Genomic DNA, 12,163 nt, shown 5'->3' with positions numbered 1-12,163 from the left:
CATCTCCGCTCACGGGCTTATGCGGGTGTTTGCGCTGAGAGCCGCCCCGCCGCGAGCGCGCTCAACCCCACCATCACGGTCGCGGTGATCATCACGGCACCCAGCCCGCCCATCTGGTAGCTCAGCCCCGACAGGAGTGTGCCGATCAGCCGCCCACCCGCATTGGCCATGTAGTAGAAGCCCACATCCATCGTCACCCGCTCGGCCTGTGTGAAGGCGAGGATGAGATAGGAGTGGAGCGAGGAATTCACCGCGAAGATCGCGCCGAAGACCAGCAGACCCACGACCAGCACGGTGCTGAGCCACAGCGATGGCGTCGGGTCGATCAGCACGGCGGCGCTGAGGAGCGCAGGCACGGCAAGCAGCGCCAGCGCCCAGTGCCGCGCGGCCCCGATCAGTGCGCTTTCGGGGCGGGATTTGGCCTTCAGGATGCGCGGGGCGGCGGCCTGCACCGCGCCGTAGAGGATGATCCAGAGCGCCATGAAGGTGCCGACGAGGAAGAAGGCCGCGCGGTCGCCCCCATGCGTTCCGTCTGACAGGACCGCATAGAAATAGATCGGGATGCCGACGACGAACCAGACGTCGCGCGCGCCGAACAGGAAAACCCGCGCCGCGGAGAGCCAGTTCACATTGGCCGATTTTGAGAAGACTTCCGAGAATTTCGCGCCCTTGCGGCCGCGCGGCAGGCCCGGCGGCATCGCCACGACGATTGCGGCGAGGATCAGCGCCAGCACCACCGCCATCGCGACCACCGCGTAATCGAAGCCGAGCGCCGCCAGCAGCGCCGCGCCCAGCAGGAAGCCCACGCCCTTCACCGCGTTCTTCGACCCGGTCAGCACCGCGACCCATTTGAAGAGCCCGCCATTGTCGGTGGGCGCCAGCAGCTTCACCGCCGATTTCGAGGACATCTTGGCAAGGTCCTTCGCGACCCCGCTGACGCCCTGCACGATCATCACATACGTGACGGACGCGCCAATCGCCCAACCCGGGTTCAGCTGCGCCAGTGCGATCAGCGCCACGACCTGCAGCGACAGCCCCGCATAGAGCGTCGAAACCAGCCCGAACCGCGCCGCGATCCAGCCCGCCGAGAGGTTCGTGACCATCCCCGCCACTTCATACAGGATGAACAGGTAAGCCAGCTGCACCGGCGAGAAGCCCAGCGTGTGGAAATGCAGCAGCACCAGCATCCGGAGCGCGCCATCGGTGAGCATGAAGGCCCAATAGGCCGCCGTCACCGCGATATAGGCGGAGAAGCCTTCGGGGCGGCTGGCGGGGTGGTCGGTCACAGCGAGGCTCCCACCATCAGCGCGACATCGGCGAGCCGGCAGGCATAGCCCATCTCGTTGTCATACCACGCATAGACCTTCACCTGCGTGCCGTTCACGACCATCGTCGAGGGTGCGTCGATAATCGAGGAGCGGATGTCGTTGGTGTAATCAGACGACACCAGCGGGCGCGTCTCGTAGCCGAGGATGCCGTGCAGATCGCCCTCAGCGGCGGCTTTGAACAGCGCGTTGACCTCTTCGGCAGTCGTTTCGCGCTCGACCTCGAAGACGCAATCGGTGAGCGAGGCGTTCAGAAGCGGCACGCGCACCGCATGGCCGTTCAGGCGGCCCTTCAGCTCGGGGTAGATCAGCGTGATCGCGGTGGCCGAGCCGGTCGTGGTCGGGATCAGCGAATTGAGCGCCGAACGCGCGCGACGCAGGTCCTTCGCGGGGCGATCAACGATGGTCTGGGTGTTGGTCACGTCATGGATCGTGGTGATCGACCCGTGCTTGATCCCCAGGTTCTCGTGGATCACCTTCACCACCGGGGCGAGGCAATTGGTGGTGCAGCTGGCCGCCGTCACGATGCTATGCGCAGCCGGATCGTAGGCGTCATTGTTCACGCCATAGACGATATTCGCCGTCGGGCCGTCCTTCACCGGGGCCGAGACGACGACCTTCTTCACGCCGGCGGCGAAATAGGGGGCGAGTGCGGCCTCGGATTTGAAGATGCCGGTGCAGTCGATCACCACGTCGACCCCGTCGAGCGGCAGGTCTTCGATGTTGCGCGTGCCGATGAAGGGCAGGCGGGTGCCGTCGATGGTGACGCTGTTCGCGTCGCTCGAAAACTCCGCGTCCCAGCGGCCATGAACGGAGTCGAATTCCAGCAGATGCGCTTGCATCGCCGCATCGCCCACCGCGTCGTTGATCCATGCGATCTTCGCACCGCACTCCAGAAGCGGCTTCAAGGCGAGTTTTCCGATGCGGCCGAGGCCATTGAGGGCGTAGGTGGTCATGGTCAGTCCTTCAGTTACGGCCAATGTCATCGACGGCGGATTGCAGCGCGATGCGGTCGAGCGTGGTAAGCGGCAGGGCGGCGAAGGCCTCGATCCGGCGGTGAAGCGCGCCATAGGCCTGCTGGAACGCCAGCGCGCGTTCGGCCTCGGTGCCGGTCGCCTTTACCGGGTCGGGCATCCCCCAATGGCCGCTGATCGGCTGGCCGGGCCAGGGCGGGCATTCCTCGTTGGCGGCGAGATCGCAGACAGTGAAGACGAAATCGAGTACCGGCGCGTCCTCTCCGTGAAACTCGGAGATGTTCTTCGCGCGCAGCGGCTCCACGTCATGGCCCTTGTCGCGCAGCACCTGCACCGCGAAAGGGTTCAGCTCTGAATAGGGTTTCGTGCCCGCCGAATAGGCTTTGAACCGGTCGCCCGCCCGGTCTCGCAGGATCGTCTCGGCAAGGATGGAGCGCGCCGAATTGCCGGTGCAGATGAAAAGCACGTTGAATTTTCGGCCCGTTGCAGATTGCGTCATGCGGCTGTCTCCGCTGGGACCGGGTTGCGTGAGGGGAGAGCAGATATCGGGGCGTCCCTGACAGCAGTCGATCAGAAGCGCGTCGAAGAGGTTGCGCACGGTCTCCATCTCGATCCCGTAGCGCAGCGAAGTGCCGGCCCGCGTCTGACCGATCAGCCCGACTTCGGCGAGGGCTGCGAGATAGGCCGAGAGCGTCGAGGGTTTCAGCCCCAGCGCCGCGCCGATTTCGCCTGCGGGCAGCCGGTCGGGATACCGGCGCATCAGCAGCCGGAAGATCGCTAGGCGTTGCGCGTGGCCCAGCACGGTGAGCCGTCGGGGTGTCATCTCATCCATATTTCGAGGTTTTACGAAATAAGAGAGTCGGATCAAGTGAAGCTTTGATGACGGTGCGCGATAGACGGATTACGTGTAAACAATCCACGGAAAACCTGCGGTAACTCGCGATAACCGGAAACGCTCACAAATTCGTGAATACGCAGGGAAATAGGGCCGAAACGAGACTTCCCCTGCGTCACATATTTCGCATCGACCCAGCAAAGCAAAGAAAACAGGCGAAAAATCGTGATCGGGGAAATGCGCTGCGCGCTGCCCCGAACGGCAATTATGGTCGCTCTGCCATAATCTCTGCCGCATTTCGGACAAGAGTGCACAACAGAACTTAAGCACGAACCGACCCAGCCGGTGCGTCGCCAAGAAGGGGGCGCGCGCCGTCCCTGTAACGTTGGCGGTCCCGGGCGGCATGGGGTGTGCCGAACCGTTTCCGCCCAAGACCGCATCGCCCCTGCGGAAAGGAGTGCCCCTCGTGTATGAAGCGAATTCCATCTTTGATTGGCATCGCCGCGGTTTCGAGGCGCTCAATTCTTACTGGGAGACGCTCGACCAGCTCGAACAGGCGGTAAAGGATGTCTCGGACGCCGATCTCGGCTTCGTCGAGGACCAGCTCGACAGCGTGCTCGAGATGATCGACGCGTTCGAGCCGACCGTCAGCGTCATCGGCCAGGTCAAAGCGGGAAAGAGCACACTTCTCAACGCATTGATCGGCAAGCCGGGGATGCTGCCCTCGGATGTGAACCCTTGGACCTCGGTGATCACGGCGCTGCATCTGAACGCGCGCCACCGCCCGATGGACACGCGCGCGCTGTTTCGTTTCTTCGACCGCCACGAATGGGATCGGCTTGTGGCGACCGGCGGGCGTCTGGGCGAGATGGCCAACCGCGCGGGCTTCGAGACCGAGGCCGAGAGCGTGCGCAAGCAGGTCACCGCGATGCGCAACGCGACCGAGGCGAGGCTTGGCGAGCAGTTCGAGGAACTTCTCGGCACCAGCCGCGCCTTCCCGACGCTCGATAAGGCGGTGCTGGATCAATATATCTGCTACGGCGATCCCGATGATCTGGCCGAGGGCGCGAGCGAAGGCACCTATGCCGATCTGACGAAATCCGCCGATCTCTACCTCGATCTGCCGCATCTGCCGCGCGGCTTGTGTCTGCGCGACACGCCGGGTGTGAACGACACCTTCATGATGCGCGAGCAGATCACGCTCAACGCCATCGGCGACAGCCGCGCCTGTATCGTCGTGCTCTCCGCCCATCAGGCTCTGACCACGATGGATCTCGCGCTGCTGCGCATCATCTGCGCGATCGACGCGCGCGAGGTGGTGATCTTCGTCAACCGCATCGACGAGTTGGAAGACCCGCGCGGGGCGCAGGCCGCGATCCGCGGCTCGATCCGCAAGACGCTGGGGCGCATGGGGCTGGGCGAGGAGATCGAGATCCTGTTCGGCTCGGGCTACTGGGCCAATTGCGCGATGGGCGATGTGAACGAGATGGCGCCCGCCAGCCGCGCGGCGCTGGAGAAGATGACCGGCCCCACGCCCACCAGCGAGACCGAGTTGCGCCAGCGCGCGATGGAAGCGTCCGGGATCGGTGCGTTGATGCAGGCGGTGGTCAAGCGGATCGTCGACGGGCCGGGGCAGGCGGTGCTTGGCGATGTGCAGGACGAGCTGGAGCGCATCATCGAGCGCGCCGAGACCGTGGATAGCGTCGCCCGCGTGGCTGATCCCTCCACCATCCTCAGCGAGTCCAAACTGATGATGCGCCTTGCCGAGATCGAGGAAGAGGCCGTCTCCGCCTTCAACCGTGATGCCGCGGACCTGCGCGCGGAGCTGCGCGAGCGGCTCGACCGGGCGCAGGAGCAATTCGTGGCCTCGGCGCTCGAGGCGCTGCAGTCGCATATCGACACCTATGGCGAGATCGGCGCGTGGACCCATGATCCGACTTCGCTGCGCATGGCGATGAAGACCGCCTTCGCGTCCAATTGCGCGCGGCTGCGGCGCAAGGGCGAGGCGGCGCTCGACATGGTCAGCGACGGGATCGACAGCTTCCTCGCTGCCGAATTCGGCGTGATCCGCGAGGCCGATGTGAGCCGCTTCCCCGAACAGCCGCAACATCGCGCGCCGACGGTGCTCGCGCGAATGATCACGCTGGATATGCAGGGCGCGTGGTGGCGTCGCTATTGGCGGTTCAATCGCAAGGGCGCGGCACAGGCGCGCTACCGCGATGTGATAATCGCGGAAACCACGCCGCTGATCGAAGACTTGATGACCGAGTATTTCGACCCCGCCATCGCGCGCAGCCGCGAGATCGTGGAGCGCTTCGTCTTCGATCAGGGTCAGTTCTGCAAGGCGGTGCGCGAGCGCTGCCTCTCGGGCGCGGCGGGACACGACAAGGAAAGGCTCTCTGCATGAACTCGATGCGCAAACGCGAACGCCCTGCCTTGCCGGACCTCACGAGTGCCCAGAGCCCGCAAGCCGCCGCGAAACCGCGCAAGCTGCGGGTGCTGGTGGCGGGCGAATTCTCGGCTGGCAAAACCAGTCTCATAAACGGGTTGCTGGGCGAGAAGGTGCTGCCCTCGCATGTCACCGCGACCGCCCTGCCGCCGATTTGGCTGGTGCACGGCAGGGACCGGGGGCAGATCTGGATCGACAAGGAGGAGGTCGCGCGCCCGCTTTGCGATCTGGCGCAGCTCAATCTGGAAAAGGCGCGCTACTGCGTGATCGCCCATGGTGCGCCGATCCTCGAGCGGATCGACATCATCGACACGCCCGGTTCGTCGGACCCGAACATGCCGATGGAAAGCTGGCAGCGGATGCTGCGCTATGCCGATCTCGTGATCTGGTGCACCAACGCGACGCAGGCGTGGCGGCAAAGCGAGAAGGCGGTCTGGGACGCGATGCCCCAGGCGCTTCTCGAGCAGCCGATGCTCGTCGTGACCCATGGCGACCGTCTGCCCGACGAACGCACCCGCGCGCGCCTGATGCGCCGGGTTCAGCGCGAGGCGGGGGAAGTTTTCCCGACGATCCGTCTGGCGGCACTGACCGACGCGCAGGACGTCGCGCAGATCGGGCGCGAGATCGAGCGGCTGATCGGCCAGATCGGCCAACCATCGGGAGAGACCAACGAGACGGTCGCCAAATTCGTGCGCGAGCGCGACGTGATCGCTTTCCCGAAGCCGCGCATGCCGGTCAAGCCGCGCCGTCTGCGCTCGGCGCGCCTGATAAAGGCGGAGGGCGCGGAGCTGCCAGAGGTGACCGATGCCGAGCCGCTGATCCTCGACTCGCCGCTGCCCGACTACCCGCCCGCAGAGCCCGCCACGATGTCGGGCCCGGCCCGCGCGCTGTGGGAGGAACTCACGGCGGGTCACGCCTTTACCGATGCCGCAGATGTCCTCGCCCATGTCGAACATCTGCTTGACCGGCTCGATGCCAGAGCCGCAGACGAACCCGAGCCGGCCTACGCGACGAGGAGGAGCACGCCATGAAGATCGCCCCGCAACTGCGTAAGGAACTCGACTTTCTCGACGGCACGCTCGACCAGATAGAAACCGCCGTCGAACGCAGCGCCCGTCCGCGCATCCGCGATCTGCGCTTGCGGCTGCATGACTGGGCGGCGCGCGTGGCGGTGATCGGGCAGGTGAAGGCGGGCAAGTCGACCTTCCTCAACGCCTTCCTGCACCAACATGACTTCCTGCCCTCGGACGTGAACCCGTGGACCTCGGTCGTGACGAACATGCGCATCAACCTGCCGGAAGATCCGGTGACGGGGGCCCGGTTCGAGTTCTTCTCGGAAGCCGATTGGGACGAGATCATCAATGGTGGCACGCGCATCCGGCAACTGACCGAAGAGCTGCTGCCGGGATTCGATACCGACATCCTGCGCGAGCAGTCCGAGCAGATGCGCCGGCGCGCGCAACGGCGGCTCGGCAAGCATTACCACACGCTTCTGGGGCAGCAGCACGACTACGACTTCCTCGCCCCCGACCTGTTGCAGCGCTATGTCTGTGCCGGGCCGGGCGCGGATGACGGGCTGGATCGCGAGGCGCTCGGCCGGTTCGCCGCGCTGACGAAAAGCGCCCATATCTACATGCGCTTGCCCGAATTCCAGGTGCCCACGATCATCACCGACACGCCCGGCGTGAACGACCCGTTCCTCGTGCGCGACGAGTTCACCTGCCGCTCGCTCGACCGCTCGGACGTGTTCATCATGGTGCTCTCGGCGCATCAGCCTCTGACCGATGTGGACCTCGCCCTGATCCGTATCCTCGCGCGGCAGGACGACAAGGACGTGCTGATCTTCCTCAACCGGATCGACGAGTTGGACGATTACGCGGTCGAAGTGCCCCGCGTGATTGCCGATGTGTCGCGCCGCCTGCGCGCGGCGATCCCCGACATCGACTTCAAGATCGTCGCGGGCAGTGCCTATCTCGCCGATCTCACCCAGCGCTCCGACGAGGAAGCCGCCTGGGCGCGCGCCGAGATGGATTCGATGGAGCTGGCGCAATATCTGTATTCGCGTTTCGGCCGTGTGCCCGAAGATCCGATCGATCGGCTTCTGCTGGCCTCGGGCGTCGAAGAGGTCAAACACGTGCTCTCTGCCGTGATCGATGGCGGGGTGGGGCGTCAGCAGCTCGCCCAGCTGCGTGGCGATCTGCGCGCGGAGCTGTCGGGGATGCAATTCGTCGCCCGCCGCGAACGCGATACGCTGCAGATGCAGATCGAGAGCATTCGCTCGGACGTGGCGGAGGCCGCGATCGAGGAGATGACCGGCGAGATCGAGGCGACGGAGGCGCTGCGCGGCGCGCTCGAAAACCATGTCGAGAGCGCCGAACACCAGATCGAATCCGTGCTGAACCGAGGCTGGTCGGCGTTGGAGACGCGGCTCAACAAGAGCATCGAGGATTTCGTCAACAGTCAGCGTGCCCGGTTCGAGGAGGTTCTGCGCACCAATCGGATCCGCGACGGCCGTCCGCCGCGCAGCTTCGAGACCGATACGACCGCGTTGCAGATCGCGCTCGAACGCGAAGTGACGAAAAGCTACGCCCGCTCGCGGGCCGCGATCGACGTGCTGCTCGACAATGCGATCCATGCCTGCCGCACGACCATCGTGGACCGGTTCGACGATCCCAGCGAAGAGATCGACCTCGCGGATATGCCGCATGACACGTTCACCTCGACCTTGACGCTGACCCGGCGCGCGCTGCGCATCAATTTCGCGTTGGAGCGCGGCTGGGCCTTCTGGCGTGGACCGACCGTGAATATCGAGAAGACGCTCGAGGGTCTGCGCGTTGTCGCGGCGGAAGAGTTGCGCCCTGCGGTGGAGAAGATCCTGCAAGCCTATGGCGAGACGCTGGTGGAGCGCGCGACCGCGGGCGGGTCGCGACTGCGGGTCATGGTTCGGATGATGGAGATGGTCGTGCGCGAGCGGACCCTGCAGCTCAAGCAGGAGCGGGCCGAGTTGGAACGGCTGGCGCGTGATCCCGCCCAGCAAAGCCGGATGGCGTCGCGCATCCAGAGCAAGCTGGAAGTTCTGGAACGGCGCCTGATCAACCTCGGCGCGATCGAAAGCGCCGTCAGCAGCACGATGATGCCGCGGCGCAAGCCCGCATCCCGCGCGGCGTGAGGACAAGGAAGCAAATGATCTTCAAACAAGACCTCCGCCACGATCAGGCACCGCCCGATCCGGTCCGCGCACCGTTGCGGGTCGCGATCTGCGGCGAGGTCAATTCCGGCAAGTCCACGGTGCTCAACGCGATTTTGCGCGCGCGCAGCATCGGCGACAATCTGGGCCGGACCGAGCGACCCACGGTCGTCGCGCGCTACCGTGCGACGCCGGGCGTGGTGATGCGCGACGCGACGGGGCGGGAGATCGACGCGGCGGAGGTCGAAGAGGGCGGCGCCGTGCCCTCCGAGATTTACGTCTATTCCGCTCAGCCGCATCTGCAGGGGTTCGAATTCGTCGAGGTGCCGCTGACCTGCGCCGAGGATCTCAACGAAGGACAGGTCGGCCTGATCGCCACCTGCGACGTGATGATTTGGGTCACGATCGCCTCGCAGGCATGGCGGCTGACCGAAAAGACTCTGATCGAATGTCTGGGGTCTGCGCGCCCGTCCGATTGCCTGCTCGCGATTTCGCGTGGCGACAAGCTGCGCAACGACAGGGACCGGGCGAAGCTGAAGGCACGGGTTCAGCGCGAGTCGGCGGCGTATTTCTCGCGGATCGCATTTCTGCACGGATCGCGTGATCTGTTGCGCGCCGCCGAGACTTCGGATGAAGCGTTCCAGCGTAGCGGCGGCGCGGCGCTGATCGCGGCGCTCGGGGCGATGACAGGGCGCGCGGTGGCCGGGCTCGACGCGCTCGATCCCGAGACCGAGGCGGATCTGGCGATCGGGGCCCATGACGCGCCGTCCCCGCTGCTCTCGGAACATGGCGGGGCGATCTTGCCGTTCCGCGCGCCCGGGGAGCGTAAACGCAGCTCCGAGCCCGCAAATTCGGGCGCGCCGGTCGCGCCGGTCGCGCCCCCCGGGGCCGAGCCCGAGTATCGGCCGGACCCGAACCCCGTCGACCGCACGCCCGAGGTGTCGCCACGTCGTGTCACGCGGGCGTCGAAACTCCTTCGCGATCCTGCGCGCGAGCCCGTTCGAGAGCCCGCGCTCAAGCCGGGGCCGAATGTCACCGGCGGCGTCGTGCCTGAAACCGAGGCCGAGAGGGAGGCCCCGGTGGAGCAGGAAAGCCCGCTGCTTCTCGCCACCACGCGGCTCCGACTGGGTATCGAGTTGCCCGAGGGGCTGCAGCTTGCCGGGCGGATCGGCCCCAGCGACCGGATCTTGCGGCCCGTCAAAGGGTCGTCGGACGAGATCGTGGCCTGCGCCAAGGCTTTGGAGGCCATGATGTCCGGATTCGCGGGAAGCTACACGACCGTCTTCGGCGGGCAGCTCGACATGATCACCGAGTCGGGCGAGGAGGTCCGCGTCATGTTCTCCAGCGCGCCGGAGACCGGCCTGACCTTCGCGCAATTCACCGTCGACCTGATCGACGAGGCGGCGGCGCATGCGTTGTTCGCGCACTTGGCGGGCGTGTTGGTCTGAAAGCGTACCCAGCGCGCTGATCTGCGCGGGGTGACGCGAAAAGAGGCGCGCGCCCGATCGTGAACGCGAGGTCATCTGACTTGAGGTTTGCGCGATGACAGAGTGCGGCTAAGCTTTCTCCCACGCCCCGGGCCATGCGGCCGTTCGGGGTCTATGAATAAATTCATTCCGCAGGGAGACCGAAATGTCCGATTTCAAGCGCCGTCTGGCTGCCCTCATGCTGGGCGCCGCCTCGACCGGGCTTCTCGCCGCCGGGCCCATTCAGGCCGAGACGGTGAAGCTCACGATCCTCGGGGTTGGCGATATCTACAATTTCGACGGTGATGGCGAGCGCGGCGGGTTCGCCCGGCTCAACGCGGTCGCCAAGAAGGAGCGCGCGGACAATCCCAACACGCTCTATGTCTTCGATGGCGACATGCTCTCGCCCTCGCTTCTGTCGGGGATCGACGAAGGTCAGAACACGATCGACCTGACCAATATCGTGCCCTTCGATATCGCGGTGCCGGGCAACCATGAATTCGATTTCGGCCCGCAGAATTTCGAGAAGAAGATGGAAGCCTCGAAATACCCGTGGGCCGCGATCAACATCACCCAGAAAGACGGCTCGCCGGTTCAGGGTCTGGGCGGCGTGATGATGAAAGAGATCGCCGGTCTCAAGGTCGCGCTCGTTCCGGTCGCGCAGGACACGACGCCCGAGGTCGCCAATTCGGGCGATCTGAAATTCGGGCCGACCGTGGACAGCGCGATCGCAGCAGCCAAGAAGGCGCGCGACGATGGCGCGGATCTGGTGATCGGGGTCGTGCAGACCGATCAGTCGAACGACCGCGACCTGATCGCGAGCAAGGATTTCGACGTCATCATCTCGGGCGACGACCACCTCAATGCGATGTTCTATGACGGGATCACGGCCTATGTGGAGACCTCGATCGACGCGCGCTACCTGATGCCGGTCGATCTGACCGTCGACATCTCCGAGAAGGACGGCAAGCGCAAGATCAGCTGGACCCCGGATTTCCGCTGGATCGACACCGCGAATGTGACGCCGGATCCGGAATCGATGAAGCTGGTCAACGGCTTCAAGCAGCAACTCGACGACAATCTCGGCCAGCAGATCGGCACGTCGGAGACCGAACTGGACTCGCGGCGCAACGTGGTGCGCTCGCAGGAGAGCACGATGGGCGATCTGATCGCCGATGCGCTGCGCGACGCGACCAAGGCCGATGTGACGCTGATCAATGGCGGCGGCATCCGGGGCGACACGACCTATGATGCGGGCCACAAGATCACCCGCAAGGACGTGCTGACCGAGCTGCCCTTCGGCAACAAGACGGTGGTGACCGAGATCCCCGGCTCGCAGATCCTGAGCGCGCTGGAGAACGGCTTCAGCCAGGTCGAGAACGGTGCGGGCCGTTTCCCGCAGATCTCGGGCATGAGCGTGGTCTACGATCCCTCCGCACCGGCCGGGTCGCGCGTGGTCTCGGTCGAGGTGGGCGGTCAGCCGCTCGACAAGGACAAGGTCTACAAGGTCGCGACCAACGATTACATGCTGGGCGGCGGCGACGGCTACACGTCGCTCGGCGGCGGCAAGGTCATCGTGAATGCCGGGAACGGCAACCTGATGGCCAATGACGTGATGACCTATATCGAGGGCAAGGGGACGGTCGCGCCCAAGCTCGACGGGCGGATCAAGAAACAGGGCGAGTGAGTTCGACCTGATCGGATCGAGAGGCGGTAGGGAGACCTGCCGCCTTTTCTATTGCGCCTAATGTGGTGAGGGTCGGGCGCGGCCCGGGGCTGGTCGCCCTGTGCCAAGTGGACAACTATTGCCAATATGCGCGTGCAGGGACAGGGAAGCGTAGAGAGGGCCTCGATCTGAACGAACGCAATCTGCTTGCCCGGAACAGCCGCGAAGCGGCCCGGGCAGCGCCCGACCGCCCCCTCGGGC

At 65.3% G+C, this 12,163-nt stretch carries 8 protein-coding genes; 5 read left to right on the top strand and 3 right to left on the bottom strand.

Going from position 1 to position 12,163, the window contains the following annotated elements; all coding sequences use genetic code 11:
• Positions 1–17: 17 nt before the first annotated feature.
• Genes arsJ through B6V73_RS02270 form a run of 3 tightly spaced genes read right to left on the bottom strand, consistent with a single transcriptional unit; the run spans position 18 to position 3,131 of the window.
• Complete coding sequence (gene arsJ, locus B6V73_RS02280) at positions 18–1,286, bottom strand: organoarsenical effux MFS transporter ArsJ (RefSeq protein ID WP_088724397.1); 1,269 nt, start codon at positions 1,284–1,286, stop codon at positions 18–20.
• Complete coding sequence (locus B6V73_RS02275) at positions 1,283–2,281, bottom strand: ArsJ-associated glyceraldehyde-3-phosphate dehydrogenase (protein WP_088724396.1); 999 nt, start codon at positions 2,279–2,281, stop codon at positions 1,283–1,285. Before B6V73_RS02275 ends, arsJ begins: the two co-directional genes overlap by 4 nt.
• Before the next feature lie 10 nt (positions 2,282–2,291).
• Positions 2,292–3,131: a helix-turn-helix domain-containing protein gene (locus B6V73_RS02270; protein ID WP_088724395.1), complete on the bottom strand. Its 840-nt coding sequence runs from the start codon at positions 3,129–3,131 to the stop codon at positions 2,292–2,294.
• Positions 3,132–3,600: 469 nt separating this feature from the next.
• On the opposite strand from B6V73_RS02270, the gene B6V73_RS02265 reads away from it, so the two are divergent.
• The 5 genes from B6V73_RS02265 (at position 3,601) to B6V73_RS02245 (ending at position 11,923) form a co-directional block, all read left to right on the top strand.
• Positions 3,601–5,541, top strand: coding sequence for a dynamin family protein (locus B6V73_RS02265; protein WP_075774983.1), 1,941 nt, complete (start codon positions 3,601–3,603; stop codon positions 5,539–5,541).
• Complete coding sequence (locus tag B6V73_RS02260; protein ID WP_088724394.1) at positions 5,538–6,614, top strand: dynamin family protein; 1,077 nt, start codon at positions 5,538–5,540, stop codon at positions 6,612–6,614. The genes B6V73_RS02265 and B6V73_RS02260 overlap by 4 nt, the downstream gene beginning before the upstream one ends.
• Complete coding sequence (locus B6V73_RS02255) at positions 6,611–8,752, top strand: dynamin family protein (protein ID WP_088724393.1); 2,142 nt, start codon at positions 6,611–6,613, stop codon at positions 8,750–8,752. The genes B6V73_RS02260 and B6V73_RS02255 overlap by 4 nt, the downstream gene beginning before the upstream one ends.
• 14 nt (positions 8,753–8,766) lie before the next feature.
• Positions 8,767–10,218: a GTPase gene (locus tag B6V73_RS02250; RefSeq protein ID WP_088724392.1), complete on the top strand. Its 1,452-nt coding sequence runs from the start codon at positions 8,767–8,769 to the stop codon at positions 10,216–10,218.
• A gap of 184 nt (positions 10,219–10,402) precedes the next feature.
• Complete coding sequence (locus B6V73_RS02245; protein ID WP_088724391.1) at positions 10,403–11,923, top strand: bifunctional UDP-sugar hydrolase/5'-nucleotidase; 1,521 nt, start codon at positions 10,403–10,405, stop codon at positions 11,921–11,923.
• Positions 11,924–12,163 lie beyond the last annotated feature (240 nt).

Origin of the sequence: Thioclava sp. JM3 (assembly GCF_002213185.1) — a bacterium.
In the GTDB taxonomy this organism is placed as follows: domain Bacteria; phylum Pseudomonadota; class Alphaproteobacteria; order Rhodobacterales; family Rhodobacteraceae; genus Thioclava; species Thioclava nitratireducens.
The sequence above is the reverse complement of the archived record's forward strand: the minus strand, read 5'-3'. Positions and strand labels throughout refer to the sequence as shown.

Excerpts from the sequence above, each read along its gene's own strand:
- B6V73_RS02255 (WP_088724393.1), top strand. The coding sequence starts at position 6,611 with ATGAAGATCGCCCCGCAACTGCGTAAGGAACTCGACTTTCTCGACGGC.
- B6V73_RS02245 (WP_088724391.1), top strand. The coding sequence starts at position 10,403 with ATGTCCGATTTCAAGCGCCGTCTGGCTGCCCTCATGCTGGGCGCCGCC.
- B6V73_RS02260 (WP_088724394.1), top strand. The coding sequence starts at position 5,538 with ATGAACTCGATGCGCAAACGCGAACGCCCTGCCTTGCCGGACCTCACG.
- B6V73_RS02250 (WP_088724392.1), top strand. The coding sequence starts at position 8,767 with ATGATCTTCAAACAAGACCTCCGCCACGATCAGGCACCGCCCGATCCG.
- B6V73_RS02275 (WP_088724396.1), bottom strand. The coding sequence starts at position 2,281 with ATGACCACCTACGCCCTCAATGGCCTCGGCCGCATCGGAAAACTCGCC.
- B6V73_RS02270 (WP_088724395.1), bottom strand. The coding sequence starts at position 3,131 with ATGGATGAGATGACACCCCGACGGCTCACCGTGCTGGGCCACGCGCAA.